Annotated in this window: 16 protein-coding genes; 4 read left to right on the forward strand and 12 right to left on the reverse strand. The window is 71.4% G+C overall.

Annotated elements, in window-relative coordinates:
* Window positions 1–266: 266 nt before the first annotated feature.
* The 5 genes from cbiE to AB0P17_RS21815 form a co-directional block, all read right to left on the reverse strand.
* The gene (gene cbiE, locus AB0P17_RS21795; RefSeq protein ID WP_365813302.1) at window positions 267–1,487 is read right to left on the reverse strand and encodes a precorrin-6y C5,15-methyltransferase (decarboxylating) subunit CbiE; all 1,221 of its coding nucleotides are present in this window, start codon (window positions 1,485–1,487) and stop codon (window positions 267–269) included.
* A gap of 157 nt (window positions 1,488–1,644) precedes the next feature.
* Window positions 1,645–2,283: a GNAT family N-acetyltransferase gene (locus tag AB0P17_RS21800; RefSeq protein WP_365813304.1), complete on the reverse strand. Its 639-nt coding sequence runs from the start codon at window positions 2,281–2,283 to the stop codon at window positions 1,645–1,647.
* Window positions 2,284–2,428: 145 nt separating this feature from the next.
* Window positions 2,429–3,283 carry a MetQ/NlpA family ABC transporter substrate-binding protein gene (locus AB0P17_RS21805; RefSeq protein WP_365813305.1) on the reverse strand — a complete coding sequence of 285 codons (855 nt, stop codon included), beginning with the start codon at window positions 3,281–3,283 and terminating at the stop codon, window positions 2,429–2,431.
* Window positions 3,284–3,382: 99 nt separating this feature from the next.
* Window positions 3,383–4,054, reverse strand: coding sequence for a methionine ABC transporter permease (locus AB0P17_RS21810; protein ID WP_365813306.1), 672 nt, complete (start codon window positions 4,052–4,054; stop codon window positions 3,383–3,385).
* Window positions 4,051–5,130 carry an ATP-binding cassette domain-containing protein gene (locus AB0P17_RS21815; RefSeq protein ID WP_365813308.1) on the reverse strand — a complete coding sequence of 360 codons (1,080 nt, stop codon included), beginning with the start codon at window positions 5,128–5,130 and terminating at the stop codon, window positions 4,051–4,053. Before AB0P17_RS21815 ends, AB0P17_RS21810 begins: the two co-directional genes overlap by 4 nt.
* 648 nt (window positions 5,131–5,778) lie before the next feature.
* On the opposite strand from AB0P17_RS21815, the gene AB0P17_RS21820 reads away from it, so the two are divergent.
* Both AB0P17_RS21820 and AB0P17_RS21825 read left to right on the forward strand, forming a co-directional pair.
* Window positions 5,779–6,138, forward strand: a complete 360-nt coding sequence (locus tag AB0P17_RS21820; protein ID WP_365813310.1) for a hypothetical protein — start codon at window positions 5,779–5,781, stop codon at window positions 6,136–6,138.
* Between the two features lie 130 nt (window positions 6,139–6,268).
* Entirely contained in the window at window positions 6,269–6,610 is a 342-nt protein-coding gene (locus AB0P17_RS21825; RefSeq protein WP_365813390.1) for a hypothetical protein, read from the forward strand.
* Between the two features lie 89 nt (window positions 6,611–6,699).
* Here the strand turns inward: AB0P17_RS21825 and AB0P17_RS21830 are convergent, their stop codons facing one another.
* The 3 genes from AB0P17_RS21830 to AB0P17_RS21840 all read right to left on the reverse strand — a co-directional run bounded on the left by AB0P17_RS21830 (window position 6,700) and on the right by AB0P17_RS21840 (window position 9,086).
* Entirely contained in the window at window positions 6,700–7,203 is a 504-nt protein-coding gene (locus tag AB0P17_RS21830) for a GNAT family N-acetyltransferase (protein ID WP_365813312.1), read from the reverse strand.
* A gap of 36 nt (window positions 7,204–7,239) precedes the next feature.
* Complete coding sequence (locus AB0P17_RS21835; protein WP_365813314.1) at window positions 7,240–7,860, reverse strand: sigma-70 family RNA polymerase sigma factor; 621 nt, start codon at window positions 7,858–7,860, stop codon at window positions 7,240–7,242.
* 74 nt (window positions 7,861–7,934) lie between these two features.
* The gene (locus AB0P17_RS21840; protein WP_365813316.1) at window positions 7,935–9,086 is read right to left on the reverse strand and encodes a glycerophosphodiester phosphodiesterase; all 1,152 of its coding nucleotides are present in this window, start codon (window positions 9,084–9,086) and stop codon (window positions 7,935–7,937) included.
* A 275-nt stretch (window positions 9,087–9,361) separates the two neighbouring features.
* Between AB0P17_RS21840 and AB0P17_RS21845 the strand changes: the two genes are divergently transcribed.
* Entirely contained in the window at window positions 9,362–9,991 is a 630-nt protein-coding gene (locus AB0P17_RS21845) for a lysophospholipid acyltransferase family protein (RefSeq protein ID WP_365813391.1), read from the forward strand.
* A 12-nt stretch (window positions 9,992–10,003) separates the two neighbouring features.
* Here the strand turns inward: AB0P17_RS21845 and AB0P17_RS21850 are convergent, their stop codons facing one another.
* Both AB0P17_RS21850 and AB0P17_RS21855 read right to left on the reverse strand, forming a co-directional pair.
* Window positions 10,004–11,545: an MFS transporter gene (locus AB0P17_RS21850; protein ID WP_365813318.1), complete on the reverse strand. Its 1,542-nt coding sequence runs from the start codon at window positions 11,543–11,545 to the stop codon at window positions 10,004–10,006.
* Window positions 11,542–12,090 carry a TetR/AcrR family transcriptional regulator gene (locus AB0P17_RS21855; protein ID WP_365813320.1) on the reverse strand — a complete coding sequence of 183 codons (549 nt, stop codon included), beginning with the start codon at window positions 12,088–12,090 and terminating at the stop codon, window positions 11,542–11,544. Before AB0P17_RS21855 ends, AB0P17_RS21850 begins: the two co-directional genes overlap by 4 nt.
* 79 nt (window positions 12,091–12,169) lie before the next feature.
* Between AB0P17_RS21855 and AB0P17_RS21860 the strand changes: the two genes are divergently transcribed.
* The gene (locus AB0P17_RS21860) at window positions 12,170–12,679 is read left to right on the forward strand and encodes an HAD domain-containing protein (protein WP_365813393.1); all 510 of its coding nucleotides are present in this window, start codon (window positions 12,170–12,172) and stop codon (window positions 12,677–12,679) included.
* A gap of 28 nt (window positions 12,680–12,707) precedes the next feature.
* On the opposite strand, the gene argH is transcribed toward AB0P17_RS21860, so the two are convergent.
* Together argH and AB0P17_RS21870 are read right to left on the reverse strand one after the other, a co-directional pair.
* Window positions 12,708–14,135, reverse strand: coding sequence for an argininosuccinate lyase (gene argH / locus AB0P17_RS21865; protein WP_365813322.1), 1,428 nt, complete (start codon window positions 14,133–14,135; stop codon window positions 12,708–12,710).
* A 123-nt stretch (window positions 14,136–14,258) separates the two neighbouring features.
* The gene (locus tag AB0P17_RS21870; RefSeq protein ID WP_365813324.1) at window positions 14,259–15,452 is read right to left on the reverse strand and encodes an argininosuccinate synthase; all 1,194 of its coding nucleotides are present in this window, start codon (window positions 15,450–15,452) and stop codon (window positions 14,259–14,261) included.
* Window positions 15,453–15,658 lie beyond the last annotated feature (206 nt).

Consider the following 15,658-nt stretch of genomic DNA (forward strand, 5'->3'; position numbering starts at 1 on the left):
GGAACAACGAGCGTGGGCGCCGCGCGGCACGAATCGGCCCGCGGTCGGCCCGTGGTGTCACGGCTTCCCGCAGGCTCGCACAGCCGTGGCGGGGTTCGCCACGGTCCGCTGTGGACTGCGCCACGTCGCGCGTCCCCCCGGTTCTCCGCTGTACCACATCAGGGCCCAAAACGGGCCCCTTTTCCGGACATTGACGAACGAAGCGACGAACGCCCGGCAGCGGTACAACGATCGGCCAGCCTACCTCGCGAAGGGTCTCGGCAGGGTCATGAGGGGAGTCCTCGACGCCGTCCCGAGACCAGGAAGACGACGGAGCGCTCGCGCTCGGTCCACCCTCCCGTGTCGAGTTCGACGGACTGGAGAAGGGCGCACTCCACCTCATATCCCCCTCCCGCCAAGGCCGTTCCGACCGCTTCGGCCTCGTCCCTGGTGGCCGCGTGGGTGACGATCCGCTCGGGCCGCCGGTCGGCGCAGGCGATGACGACATCGACGCCGCCGCCCCCGATCCGTACGACATCGGGTTCGGGGAGCCGTTCCAGCACATGGGGCGCGCGGCCCTGGACGACCTGGAGCTGGACGCCCGCGCGGCGGGCGGCGGCGGCGGTGCTGGCGCAGGCGCCGGGTTCGTCGTCGACGGCGATCACGGCCGCGCCGAAGCGGGCCGCCTCGGCGGCGAGGGCTCCGCTGCCGGAGCCGATGTCCCAGATCAGGTCGCCGGTGCGGGCGCCGATCCGGGCGAGCTGGGCGGCGCGCAGCCAGGTGGACTCGCCCTCGTCGAGGTTGATGCCGTACTCCGCGCCGGGCAGCGCCCAGCCGCGGCGCTCCGGCGGGTAGCCGGGGTCGCGGCCGGCGATCCAGCCGCCGGACGGGGCGGGTGCGGTGCCGACGCCCCCGATGACGATCACGACGTTGGGGTCGCGCCAGACGTGGTCGGCGGCCTTGTCGGAGGTGAGGACGGTGACCTGTTCGCGGTCGGTGCCCAGTTCCTCGCAGATGACGAAGGTGCGGTGGACGCCGTCGAGGAGGAGGGCGAGTTCGGCGGGTCCCGCGCCCGGGGAGGTGAGGACGGCGACCTTGGTGTGGGCGCGGACGACGTTGACGGCGCGGCGCAGGGTGCGGCGGTGGGCGACGACGATCTGGGCGTCGTCCCAGGCCATGCCGGCCCGGGAGAAGGCGGCGGCCACCGAGGAGACCGCGGGGACGACCTCGACCTCCAGGCCGTGCGCGGGGGCGCGCAGGGTGCGTACGACGCCGAAGAAGCCGGGGTCGCCGTCGGCGAGGACGACGGCGGTGCCGCGGTGGCCGACGATCCGGCGGGCCGCCAGGTCGATGGAGCCGAGCCGGATGCGTTCGGCGCGGGCCGGCACCTCGGGGAGCGCGAGATGGTGGGCGGCCCCGGCCACCAGGGTGGCGGCCGAGAGCGCGGACCTGGCGGCGGCGGTGAGGGGCGAGCCGTCCCAGCCGATCACCGTGACGCGGTCGGCCATCGTCGTCAGTCTCCCGAAGGTTGTCGCGGGTGGGGCGAGGGCGTGGGGGTTTCGCTGCGTACGGACCCCCTGGGGCCGGGCACGGTGAGAGTACCTGGCCCGGTCGGAGGGAGGGGGTGCGGGTCGGGGTGGGGTCGGGGTGGGGGCGGTGCGGGGGTCAGCGCCAGTCGGGGAAGGAGGCGTAGCCGCGCGCGTCGGCCAGTTGTTCGTCGATGCCTTCGAGGTCCTCGGGGAGCAGGCTCCAGACGATGAGGTCGGTGCGGATCCGGGTCCAGCCGCCGTCCTCGGTCTGCGAGCGCGCTATCCAGGCGTTGCGCAGGACGCCCTCGCTGATACAGCCGATCTTCTGCGCGACCTGCTGGGCGGCGGTGTTGTCGGCGGCGGTGCGTACTTCGATGCGTTCGAACTTCTGGTCCCTGAAGAGCCATTGGGCGACCGCCTGCATCGCCTCGGTGGCGTATCCCTCGCCGCGGGCCCAGGGGGCGGTCACGTAGGACGCCTCGGTGGCGAGGGCGTGCCAGTTGGTGTTCCGCAGGCGTACGACGCCGACGAGCCGCTGGGTCAGGAACTCGTGGACGGCGAAGGCGATCCCGCGTCCGGTGCGGCGTTCGTTGGGCGCGATTCTTCGGACCCACACCTCGGCGTCCTTGTGGGTGTAGGGATGGGGCACGGAGGTCCAGGCCGTGACCATCTCGTCGTTCATCATGTCGATGTGCGCCGGGATGTCCGCGAGTTCGTAGGGGCGCAGCACCAACCGCTCCGTGCTGATGGAGACGTCCGGAAAGGTGGTAGTCATGCGAGCTCCATGCCTCAGTCCGTCGTAAATGCACAGCATGCAGCATCCGGACGGGATGCGCATGGCCGGGTCCGTACGGATGCGTGTGCCCCGCACACGATCGGTGTGTGCGGGGCGCGCGCGGGCGGGAACGTTACCGGCGTGCCTACTTGGCCGCACCGAAGGAGGGGATGACCGAGCCGTCGTAGGTGTCGTCGATGTACTTCTTGACCTCGTCGGAGTTGAGGAGCTGCGCGAGCTTCACGACGCGCGGGTCCTTCTCGTTGCCGCGCTTGACGGCGAGGAAGTTGGCGTACGGGTTGCCGTCGGCCTTCTCCAGGGCGAGGGCGTCCTGGGCGGGCTTGAGCTTGGCCTCGATGGCGTAGTTGCCGTTGATGACGGCGGCGTCCACGTCGTTCAGGGCGCGGGGCAGTGTGGCGGCCTCCAGTTCCTTGAACGTGAGGCCCTTCGCGTCCTTGATGGAGGAGAGGTTGGCGTCGGTGCCGACGCCGTCCTTCAGTGTGATCACACCGTTGTCGGCGAGCAGTTTGAGGGCGCGGCCCTCGTTGGTGGTGTCGTTGGGGATGGCGACGGTCTGGCCGGCCTTGAGGTCCGCCAGCTTCTCGATCTTCTTGGAGTAGAGGCCGAGGGGCTCCAGCTCGACGTTGACGACGGGCACGATGTCGGTGCCCTTCTTCTTGTTGAAGTCGTCGAGGTAGGGCTTGTGCTGGAAGAAGTTGGCGCCGACCTCGCCGCTCTGGGTGGCGGTGTTCGGCAGGACATAGTCCGTGAACTCCTTGACCTCCAGCTTGAGGCCGGCCTTCTCCGCCAGGTTCTTCTTGACGAAGTTCAGGATGTCGGCGTGCGGTGTCGGGGACGCGGCGACGACGAGGGGCTTGGAGGTGTCGGCGGAGGCGGTGGAGCCGGCGCCCGGGTCGGAGGAGGTGCCGCAGGCGCTGAGGCCGAGGGCGAGGGCCGCGGTGACGGCCGCGGTCGCGGTGATCTTGAGGGTGGTACGCACGAAGAGTGCCTCTTTCCGGTGGTGCGGGTGACGTCGCCCGGACAAGGAGTGCGGGCGGTTGGGGAGGAGGTCGGGAGAGTCAGGAGGAGGTCGGGAGGGTCAGGAGGCGGTACGGCCGCGGCGGGCCAGCAGGCGCCCGGCGCCGTCGCCGAGGAGCTGGATCACGGTGACGAGCGCGATCAGCACCACGACCGTGGCGATCATGAAGCCGTTCTCGAAGCGCTGGAAGCCGTAGGTGACGGCCTTGGAGCCGAGCCCCTCACCGCCCACCGCGCCCGCCATCGCCGAGTAGCCGATGAGCACGATGAGGGTGGTGGTGACGGCGGAGACGAGGGAGGGCAGGGCCTGCGGGAGCAGGACCTTGCGGACGATGGTGGGGATCGAGCCGCCCATCGCCTGGACGGCTTCGACCAGCCCGTGGTCCACCTCGCGGACCGCCGTCTCGACGAGGCGCGCGAAGAAGGGGATGGCGCCGATCGCCAGGGGCACGATCATCGCGGTGGGGCCGATGAAGGTGCCGACGACCAGGGTGGTGAAGGGGATCAGCGCGATCAGCAGGATCATGAACGGCAGCGAGCGGCCGATGTTCACGATCACCCCGACCACCTTGTTGACCAGGGTGTTCTGGAGCAGTCCACCCTGGTCGGTGAGGACCAGCAGGATGCCGAGGGGCAGTCCGCCCGCGACGGTGACGAGCGCGGACCACAGCACCATGTAGAGGGTGTCGATGGTTCCCTGGGTCAGCAGGGGCTGCATTTCCGACCAGGTCACTTGGCATCTTCCTTCACGGGCGCGGTGGCCTGGGCCGGGACGGTCACGGGCGCGGCGGTCCCGTCGGCGTCGACGACCTCCGCCTGGAGGCCCTGCTCGCGCAGGAAGCCGATCGGGACGACGTTCTCCTCGTACGCGCCGGGGAGTTCGATGCGCATCCGGCCGATCTGGCGTCCGCCGACGGTGTCCATCGCGGCGCCCAGGATCGATATGTCGATGTTGTAGGTGCGGGCGAGCTGGGAGATCACCGGCTGGGTGGCCGCCTCGCCGTGGAACGTGACGTCGATGACCGTACGGCCGGGGCCCGAGGGCGTCCCGCCGACCGGGAAGAGTTCCTGGGCGAGCTGGGAGCCGGGGGTGGCGAGGAGTTCGCCGACGGTGCCGGACTCGACGATCCGGCCCCGGCTCATCAGCGCCGCCGAGTCGCAGATCGTCTTCACGACCTCCATCTCGTGGGTGATGAGCAGGACGGTCAGGCCGAGCTGCCGGTTGAGGTCGCGCAGGAGCTGGAGGATGGAGCGGGTGGTCTCCGGGTCGAGGGCGCTGGTCGCCTCGTCGGAGAGGAGCACCTTCGGGCGGCCGGCGAGCGCGCGGGCGATGCCGACGCGCTGCTTCTGGCCGCCGGAGAGCTGGGCGGGGTAGGCCTTGGCCTTGTCGGCGAGTCCGACGAGGTCGAGCAGTTCCAGGGCGCGGCGGGAGCGCTCCTCGCCGGTGACACCGAGGATCTCCAGCGGGAGTTCGATGTTGTCCTTGACGGTGCGGGAGGACAGCAGGTTGAAGTGCTGGAAGACCATGCCGATCGAGCTGCGCGCGCGGCGCAGCTCCTTCCCGGCCCGGCGGCCCCGGCCGGCGAGCGCGGTGAGGTCCTGGCCGTCGACGGTGACCGTCCCGGCGGTGGGGCGTTCGAGGAGGTTGACGCAGCGGATCAGCGAGGATTTGCCGGCGCCGCTGCGGCCCACGACGCCGAAGACCTCGCCCTCGCGGACATGCAGGTCGACGCCGTCGAGCGCGGTGACCTCACGGCCGCGCGACTGCGCGGACCGGTAGACCTTGGTCAGGCCCGTAGTAGTGATCACAGGGGGTTTCCGTCACTGTCGAGTGCGCGGCGGGATGGGCCGGGCACGGGGCATTCGTCGTTGCCGCGCGCACGTCGGCGCGGTGGGTGACCGGGGCACGGCGCGTGCGGGACAGGCCCGACCGGGCGCGGGCGTGCGTGGGGGGGCAGGCTCGCTTCGGGGGCGCGAGGCTCAGGCGGGGGCCCTCAGAAGGAGCACATTCGACACAGACAACGAGCACCGGGCGTCGTGATCGCCTCGGTCGCGGGGGCGCGGTAGCTCGTCGTGGTCATGCGGCAAGTAAAACAGACATCAGACCGCCCACCGGGCGAGTGTCCGAATAGCGGAACAAAACGTCGCACCATACGGACGGCTCCGGAGGCGCGGCGGCAGCGGTCCGGCCGCCTCGGCGGGCCCGGGTCGGGGCCGCTCCCCCGGCCGTGACCTGCATGAATACGGAGCGGCCCGCGGCGGTGGCCGGATCCGCGCACCTTTCGGGGGCGGTCCCGGACCGGCGTGCGCTGTGGTCAAGGCCACGGTCACCCGGCGCTCGCCGCGCGCGGGCCGAGCGCGGGCGGAACGCGAGTGGAACACAGCCGGAACGCGGGCGGCCGGACGCGGCCGGGGGCGCCCGCCGGGGGCCTATTACGCCGTAATACTCTCAGGTCCATGCTTGTCGCCCTGACGGTCACGGTCTCCGTGGCCGCGCTCGTCCTCGCCGCCTGGTGCGGTCACGCCGCCTACCGCGACCAGCCCACCAAGGACTGGCACTTCATCGGCATGGCCGTGGTGTCCCTGCTGGCGCTGGTCCAGTTCGTGGTCGGGGTCGTGCAGCTCGCACGCGGCGAGCAGGCCGACGAGGGCACGGTCATCTTCGTCTCGTACCTGCTGGGCGCCCTGCTGGCCGTGCCCGCGGCGGGCTTCCTGTCGTTGGGTGAGCGGACCCGCTGGGGTTCGGTGACGGTCGCGGCGGGGGCGGTCGTCCTGGCCGTGCTGGAAGTACGGCTCCACGACATCTGGGGAGGCTGACCCGATGAGCACCGAGGTACCGGAGACGTCCGGGGCGCCGGAGACGTCCGGGGCGCCGGGCGGCGCGCCCGCCCCGCCGGCCCCCCTGGTCAAGGGCCCCGGGCTGCTGCTGGTCTGGCTGTACGGGGTGATGTCCGTGGGCGCCGTCTCGCGCTCGGCCTACCAGATCGCCACGGAGTTCGACCACGCGCCGCTGGCCTACTCGCTCTCCGCCGTCGCGGCCGCCGTCTACGCGTTCATCACGTACACCCTGGTGCGCGGCGGCGAGGCGGCGCGCCGGGCGGCCCTGGTGTGCTGTGCCGCGGAGCTGGCCGGGGTCCTGACCGTGGGGACATGGGCGCTGGCGGACCCGTCCGCCTTCCCGGACTCCACCGTCTGGTCGGACTACGGCAGGGGCTATCTCTTCATCCCGGTGCTGCTGCCGGTCACGGGCATCCTGTGGCTGCGGAAGCGGGGCGCGGCGCGCGCGTGATTCCGGGGTGACCGGGACGCGTTCGAGAAGCGGAATCCCCGGTCGGCCTCCGCCGCTGCGCGGCGGACGGGGAGGATTCCGCCCTCACGTCAGGCGCTGGCCAGGTACACCCGGTCGGCGGGCGTCTTCTCCAGCGTGACGAGCCGCAGCCGCGGACCGACCTGCTCCGTCGCCACCGGCGCGTACCCACGGCTGCGGTAGAGCCGCAGATTGCCCTCGCTGCGGTGGCCCGTGAAGAGCTGGAAGCGCCGCGCGGCCGGTTCCGCCGTGAAGTGGACCTCTATGGCGTCGAGCAGCCGCCCGCCGAGACCGTGCCTGCGCAGCCGTGGATGGACGATGAGTTTCGCGATCCGCGCGGTGCCCGTCTCGTCGACGCTGCCGCGCACGGAGGCCACCACCTCGTCGCCGAGGCGGGCCACCAGGGCGTGTCCGCCGGCGAGTTCGGCCCGCAGGTCGTCGAGCGTCTGGGTCAGCGGCTCGATGGTGTAGTCGCCGTACAGCTCGGCCTCGTTCTGATAGCACAGGTACTGGAGTTTCAGGATCTGTTCCGCGTCCTGCGCACGCGCCGCTGAGATGGTCACGCTCATGCCCATGTGTGCATGCCTCCCGCTCACTTGGTCCGCCGGTGTCTACCGCTCCTTTCCCCCGCGTTCAGGAGCCGCAACCTCCGCCGCCAGCATTCTGCGCAGGCATCCCAGGCATCTCGAACGCAAGGGCCCCAAACTGCCCTGTGACATACCCAACTCACCGGCCATCTCCCGATAGGTGAGGTCCTCGGCGGACAGCATCGCCGTCAGCACGCTCGGGCAGCGGCCGGGCGTGCGACCGACCGCCGCGCGCACCACCCTGTTCCAGTCGGTGCGCAGCGCGATCCGCTCGGGGTCCGATTCGAGGTCGGCGGGTGGTTCGTGACGATACGTGCGTTCCCTGGCGGCGATGCGCCGGGCGCGGCGGGCCTCCGCCCGTACGACATCGCGCACCCAGCGCGCCGGGTCGCCGGGCGCCCCGGCCCGGACCGGCCGCTCCAGCAGCCGCACCCAGGCGCCCTGTTCGAGGTCCCCGGCCTCGACACCGGCCGCCGGCGCCTCGGCCGCGGCCTCGGCCCGGACCAGGGGCAGCAGCGCGCGGACCAGGGTCCCCGGCGCGGCCGCCGGGGGGCCCGGCGCGCGCCTGGGCTGCGGCGGGCGGTGCGCCTCTGGCTGGGGCGGGCGGGGTACGCGGAGGGGCCGGGTGGCACGGGCTGGCGTCATGTCCGGCGGGACGTACGGGCGGTGGGGGAAGGTTGCCCCCCGGCCGGGCAGTCACCCGACCGGGGGAAGCCGGCTCAGCGGCTGACGAAGTCCGCCCGCGCGAGCAGACCGGTGTCCGGGTTGTCGGTGAAGATCCCGTCGATGCCCTGCTCGAAGTAGGCCCGCAGGGCGCCGAAGGCGTCGCCGTACGCGTTCGGGTCCGTGCCGCGCCGGAAGTCGGCGGGCAGGAAGGCGTTCTCGTTGCGGAGCGTGTACGGATGCAGGACCAGCCCCTCGGCGTGGGCGTCCCGTACGAGCGTGGTGGGCTTCCCGAGCCTGCCCGCGGCGTCCTTCGGGATGACGAGGTCGAGCGTCGGGCCGATGCCCTGCGCGAAGGAGGCGATCCACTTCAGCCCCTCGGGCTTCACCAGATCGGCGACCGTCCGCGGGTCGCCCGCCACCGTGAAGTCCCAGGGGCGGCTGCCCGCCGCGTCGAGCAGGACGACGCGCGGCGAGTCGACCAGCTTCGCCATCCGCCGCATGCTGCTCGGCTCGAAGGACTGGAGGAAGATCGCGGAGTCGGCGCGGTCGCGGCGGTACTTCCGGAGCAGCTTCGCGAAGGGCTCCTCCAGGCCGAGGCCGATGGAGCGGAAGTAGGTGGGGTGCTTGGTCTCGGTGTAGAGCCAGACGGTGCGGCCGAGGCGGCGGCCCTGCTCGTCGGCCCAGCGGAGCACCTCCTCGAAGGTGGGCACCGTCCAGCGGCCGTCGTAGAGCGTGTTGTGCTGCCGCACGCCCGGGATGCGCTCCTTGGCGCGCAGGGTCTTCAGCTCGGCAAGGGTGAAGTCCTCGGTGAACCAGCCCGTGAGGCTGACCCCGTCGATGGACTTGGTGGCCTTGCGGTCGGCGAACTCCGGGTGGTCCGCGACATCGGTGGTGGCCGTGATGTCGTTCTCGTGACGGCACACCAGATGCCCGTCCTTGGTGGGCACCAGGTCCTGCTCGATCACGTGCGCGCCGAGGTCGAGGGCGTGCTGGTACGAGCCGAGGGTGTGCTCGGGGCGGTAGCCGCTGGCCCCCCGGTGGCCGATGACCGTGGGCACGGGGAGAGCCTGCCCCGACGGCCCGTGACCGCCCCGTCCCCGCTCGGCGGCGACCGCCGCGGTGGGCAGCGCCACGGCCGCCGAGCCGAGCACCGCCGCGCCCAGTACGGTCCGCCGTCCGGGCGTGTTCCGCGCACCCTGTGTCATGAACGCTCCTTCGATGTTCGATGTGAGGTCCGGCACCTGAGAATCGAGGTGAGCGTAGGCGGACGTCCCCTCCGTACGGGAGACCATCGCGCGAACGTGGTGGGAACACAGATCAACAGTGCGTATCCACTCCGTGAACCCGATGTGCGGCGCGCCCGGGCCGCGAGTACCGTACTCACCTGCACGGATTTACTCGGCCGTCCAACAACCGCACCACGACACCGGAGGACCCGTTGTCCCGCTTCGCCCTCATCAAGGCAGTGCTCGGGCCGGTCATGCGCCTGATGTTCCGTACGAGGGTGGAGGGCGCCGAGAACATCCCGCGGAGCGGCCCCGTCATCCTCGCCGGGAACCACCTCACCTTCATCGACTCGATGGTCCTGCCGCTGGTCTGCGACCGTCAGGTCTTCTTCATCGGCAAGGACGAGTACGTCACGGGCAAGGGGCTCAAGGGCCGGCTGATGGCGTGGTTCTTCACCGGTGTCGGCATGATCCCGGTGGACCGGGACGGCGGCCGGGGCGGTGTCGCGGCGCTGATGACGGGCCGCCGGGTGCTGGAGCGGGGCCAGCTCTTCGGCATCTACCCGGAGGGCACCCGCTCCCCCGACGGCCGCCTGTACCGGGGGCGTACGGGTATCGCGCGGCTGACGCTGATGACCGGCGCGCCGGTGGTCCCGTTCGCGATGATCGGAACGGACAAGCTCCAGCCGAGCGGTTCCGGCATGCCGCGCTTCGGCAAGGTGACGGTGCGCTTCGGCGAGCCGATGGAGTTCTCCCGGTACGAGGGCATGGACCGGGACCGCTATGTGCTGCGCGCGGTGACGGACTCGGTGATGACCGAGGTCATGGAGCTGTCCGGGCAGGAGTACGTGGACGTCTACGCCACGAAGGCCAAGGCCGCGTAGACGCGCCGGTCCTCAGTGTTCGACGCCGTCGTCCAGCTTCTGGCCCCGCAGCAGGAACCAGGCGGCCACCGCCGTCGCCAGCAGGACCGCCGCGCCGAGGCCCGACGCCAGGCGCAGGCCCTCGACGAAGGCGCCCTGGGCGGCGGTGAGCAGGTCCGCGCCCGCGGGGCCCGGCAGGGTGGCCGCCGCGTCCACCGCGCCGCCCAGTGACTGGTGGGCCTGCGCGGCCGTCGCCTCGGGGATGCCGGGCGGGGTGGCGAAGTCCCGGTAGACGCCGGTGACGACGGAGCCGAGCAGCGCGATGCCGAGCGCCGCGCCCAGTTCGTACGCCGTCTCGGAGACCGCGGAGGCCGAGCCCGCCTGTTCCTTGGGGACGCTGGAGAGGATCACGTCCGCGGTGACGGTGAACGAGAAGCCCGCGCCGGCCCCGACGAGCAGCAGCACCGCGCCCAGCACCGGGTAGCCGGTGGACGCGCTCAGCCCGGTCATCACGGCGAGCGGGACACCGATCGCCGCGAGCCCGCCGGCCACCACCGCCCGTACGGAGAACCGGCGCGCGGCGCGGCCCGCGAGCAGCCCGGTCACCACCGCGCCGATCGCCGCGGGCAGTTCGGCGACGCCGGCCTCCAGCGGGCCGCGCCCCTGGACCAGTTGCAGGAACTGTGAGAGGAAGAAGACCAGCCCGGACAGGCCGAGGATCGTCAGCAGATCGGCCAGTACGGCACCGGAGAAGCCCCGGTGGTGGAAGAGGCGCACGTCCAGCAGCGGGGCGGGCAGGGTGAGCTGGCGGCGTACGAACCAGTACAGCGCGGCCACGCCGGCCACCGCGACCACCGCGACGTCCCAGGCCGCACCGTGCGCGGCGGCCTCCTTGATCGCGTACACGACACCGACGACGCCGACGAGCGAGAGCGCCACGCTGAGCAGATCCCACGGGCCCGGGGCCGGGTTCTTCGACTCGGGGAGCGTACGGATGCCGACGAGGACGAGCACCGCCATCACGGGCAGGTTGATCAGGAAGACCGAGCCCCACCAGAAGTGCTCCAGCAGGAAGCCGCCGACGACCGGGCCGACCGCCGCGCCCGCCGACGCCATCGCGCCCCAGATGCCGATGGCGAGACTGCGCTCGCGGGGATCGTGGAAGAGATTCCGGATCAGGGCGAGCGTGGCCGGCATCAGGGTCGCTCCCGCGACCCCCAGCAGCGCCCGCGCCACGATCATCATCTCCGGGGTGGACGCGTAGGCGTTCAGCACGGAGACACCGCCGAAGGCGACCGCGCCCGTCAGCAGCAGCTTCTTGCGGCCGATGCGGTCGCCGAGGCTGCCCATCGAGACCAGCAGGCCCGCGATGACGAAGGAGTAGATGTCGCCGATCCACAGGAGCTGTGTGCCGGAGGGTTTGAGGTCCTCACTGAGGAAGGGGGTGGCGAGGCCGAGCACGGTGGCGTCGACGGCCACCAGCAGCACCGCGAGGACCAGGACGGTGAGCGCGATCCAGCGCCCGGGACGGGGCCGGATCCCGGTGTCCGTCACCGCCGGGTGGGTGCTGGTCATGTGTCCACGCTCCGTCGCGCTCCGCCGAGCAGCAGCTCGACGATCATGTACGGGAAGTCCTTGGCGGCGACCCTGCCGTCGTGGATCGCCCAGGCGCCGGCGCCGATGAGTCCGTACAGCGCCTCGGTCAGCCAGGCGGGGCTGAGGTCGATCCGGAAGTGGCCCTGTTCCTGGCCGCGCCGGAAGAGTGCGGAGAACCGGGCGTCGATCCGGTCCCAGCCCTCGTTGACCTCGCCCTCGAAGAGCTGGTTCTCGGTGACGAGGAAGGCGAGGAGCCCGGCGACGGGTTCGACCCGGGCGACGAGCCGGCGCAGCGCCTCGTCCGCGGGGCCCTCGCCGAGCCGGGCCTCGTCCAGGGCCGCCTCCAGCTCCTGGAGGCCGCGCGCCTCCAGCGCCTTGATCAGCGCGTCCCGCCCGGCGAAGTGCCGGTGGAGGGTGGCCCGGCCGATGCCGGCGGCGCGCGCGACCTCGTCCATGGTCGCGGTCGGTCTGCGGGTGAGCAGGGCCGCGGCGGTGCGCAGCACCTGGTCCCGGTCGGTCGTCATGAGGCAACCATAACCCGAATGAGACATCTACGTCTCATTCAATACGATGATCTACCAGAGAGCCGGAGAGGTGGAGTGGATGAGGCCACTGCTGCTGATCGATGTCGACGGTCCGCTCAATCCGTACGTCGCCCTGTCGGAGCCGCGGCCGCCGGGCGGCTACACCGCGCATGTGATGCGCCCCTCGGCCTGGCCGTACCCGCAGCCGCTGACCGTGCTGCTCAACCCGGAGCACGGCACGGAGCTGCTGGCCCTCGCGGGCCGTTACGAGCTGGTCTGGGCCACGACCTGGGAGGGTGACGCCAACGAATGGATCGGGCCGCACCTCGGGCTGCCGGAGCTGCCGTACATCAGCTGGCCCGAAACACATGGGAGGACCCCGCGGGGGACCTTCTGGAAGACGCGGTACGTCCTGGAGTACGCGGCCGGGCGGCCGTTCGCCTGGGTCGACGACGAGATCACGTCGTACGACCGGGAGTGGGTGGAGCGGGAACACCTCGCCCCCGCCCTGCTGCTGCGCGTCGACCCCGGCATCGGGCTGACCCGGCCGGACTTCGAGGCGCTCGCGCGGTGGGCGGCGGCGCGGTGATCCCGCGCCGCCGCCCACCGGCGGGCCGTCACTTCCTGGCGGTGGCCCAGGCGTGCTGGATCACCAGGTCCGCCTTGACCTCGGCGAGCTGGGCGGCCACGGCGGAGGGGGCCGTGCCGCCCCGGCCGTTACGGGAGGCCAGCGATCCGGCCACGTTGAGCACCGACCGGACGTCCGGGGTGAGGTGCGCGGAGATCTTCGCGAACTGCTCGTCCGTCAGCTCGTCCAGCTCGATACCGAGCGACTCGCACTCCTTGACGCACTCCCCCGCGACCTCGTGGGCCACCCGGAACGGCACACCCTGGCGGACCAGCCACTCCGCGATGTCCGTGGCGAGCGAGAAACCGGCGGGGGCCAGCTCCTCCATCCTGGTCCGGTTGACGGTCAGCGTGGCCATCATGCCGGTGAAGGCGGGCAGCAGGACCTCCAGCTGGTCGCAGGAGTCGAAGACCGGCTCCTTGTCCTCCTGGAGATCGCGGTTGTACGCGAGCGGCAGCGCCTTGAGCGTGGCCAGCAGCCCGGTCAGATTGCCGATGAGCCGCCCCGACTTGCCGCGCGCCAGCTCCGCGATGTCCGGGTTCTTCTTCTGCGGCATGATCGAGGAGCCGGTGGAGAACGCGTCGTGCAGGGTGACGAAGGAGAACTCCTTCGTGTTCCAGAGGATGATCTCCTCCGCGATACGCGACAGGTTGACACCGATCATCGCGGTGATGAAGGCGAACTCGGCCACGAAGTCGCGCGAGGCCGTCCCGTCGATCGAGTTGCCCACCGAGCCGCGCTCGAAGCCCAGGTCGGCGGCGACCGCCTCGGGGTCGAGGCCGAGCGAGGAGCCGGCCAGCGCGCCGGAGCCGTACGGGGAGACCGCCGTGCGCTTGTCCCACTGCCGCAGCCGCTCCGCGTCGCGGGAGAGCGACTGGACGTGCGCGAGTACGTGGTGCGCGAAGAGGACGGGCTGGGCGTGCTGGAGGTGCGTGCGCCCCGGCATCGCGACGTCCGGGTTGGCCTCGGCGAGACCGACCAGCGCGTCCTGGAGGTCGGCGATCAGCCCGCCGACGATCCGCGCGTGGTCGCGCAGGTACATCCGGAAGAGCGTGGCGACCTGGTCGTTGCGGGAGCGGCCGGCGCGCAGCTTGCCGCCGAGGTCGGCGCCGAGGCGCTCCAGGAGCCCCCGCTCCAGGGCGGTGTGGACGTCCTCGTCGGCGACGGTGCCGGTGAACGAGCCGTCGGCGACGTCCGCCTCCAGCCGGTCGAGACCGGCGATCATGCGGGTCAGTTCGTCGGCGGTGAGCAGTCCCGCCTTGTGGAGCACCCGGGCGTGGGCACGGGACCCGGCGATGTCGTACGGCGCGAGCCGCCAGTCGAAGTGGACCGACGCCGACAGGGCCGCCAGCGCGTCCGAGGGACCGTCGGCGAAGCGTCCGCCCCAGAGCCGGACGTCACCGTTGTTGCTGCTCACTGCGGAACTCCTTGGAGGGTTCGTGAAGTCTCGGGCAGGGTGCCCGGAAGAAGCACGGCCGCCTCCCCGCCGTGGAGGAGGGGGGGAGGCGGCCGTCGTACGGGCGGGGTGAGCCGGGCTCGCTCAGGCGAGGTCGCGCCGGGCGGCGATCTTGGAGGAGAGCCCAAAGATCTCGATGAAGCCCTGGGCCTTGGACTGGTCGAACGTGTCGCCCGAGTCGTAGGTGGCGAGGTTGAAGTCGTACAGCGACTCGTCCGACCGACGGCCGGTGACGACGGCCCGGCCGCCGTGCAGCGTCATCCGGATGTCGCCGGTGACGTGCTGGTTGGCCTCGTTGATGAAGCCGTCCAGGGCACGCTTGAGCGGGGAGAACCACAGGCCGTCGTAGACGATCTCGCCCCAGCGCTGCTCGACCTGCCGCTTGTAGCGGGCCAGCTCGCGCTCGACGGTGACGTTCTCCAGCTCCTGGTGCGCGGTGATCAGCGCGATGGCGCCGGGCGCCTCGTAGATCTCCCGGGACTTGATGCCCACGAGCCGGTCCTCGACCATGTCGATCCGGCCGATGCCCTGGGCACCCGCCCGCTCGTTGAGCTGCTGGATGGCCTGGAGGACGGTGACGGGCTTGCCGTCGATCGCGACGGGGACGCCCTCCTTGAAGGAGATGATCACCTCGTCGGCCTCGCGCGGGGTGGCCGGGTTCGAGGTGTACTCGTACACGTCCTCGATCGGGCCGTTCCAGATGTCCTCCAGGAAGCCCGTCTCGACGGCGCGCCCGAAGACGTTCTGATCGATGGAGTACGGGGACTTCTTGGTGGTCGCGATCGGGAGGTTCTTCTCCTCGCAGAAGGCGATCGCCTTGTCCCGGGTCATCGCGTAGTCGCGGACCGGGGCGATGCACTTCAGGTCCGGGCCGAGGGCGGTGATCCCGGCCTCGAACCGCACCTGGTCGTTGCCCTTGCCGGTGCAGCCGTGGGCGACGGTGCCGGCGCCGTGCTTCTTGGCGGCGGCGACGAGGTGCTTGACGATCGTCGGCCGGGAGAGGGCGGAGACCAGCGGGTAGCGGTCCATGTAGAGGGCGTTGGCCTTGATCGCCGGGAGGCAGTACTCCTCGGCGAACTCGTCCTTGGCGTCCGCGACCTCGGCCTCCACCGCACCGCAGGCGAGCGCGCGCTTGCGGATGACGTCCAGGTCCTCGCCACCCTGGCCGACGTCCACGGCAACGGCGATGACCTCGGCGCCCGTCTCCTCGGCGATCCAGCCGATGGCGACGGAGGTGTCCAGGCCGCCCGAATAGGCGAGTACGACGCGCTCGGTCACGGGTTTCTCCTCACGATGCATTCACTGATGGGCATAAGTATGCATCCCTCCGTATGATTCGTCAATCTCGGAGAGATTGGAGTGACGTTTGAACGGACGGCGTGATCACCTCGTACACCTCACCGAACGCAGGCGCCGCGTTGTACGAACCGAGGTCGAGCCGTCCGGCCACTCACCGGACGGCCCCCACCCCCGCCCTTATCCGA

It is taken from the genome of Streptomyces sp. NPDC088124 (genome assembly GCF_040685895.1).
Taxonomy (GTDB): Bacteria; Actinomycetota; Actinomycetes; order Streptomycetales; family Streptomycetaceae; genus Streptomyces.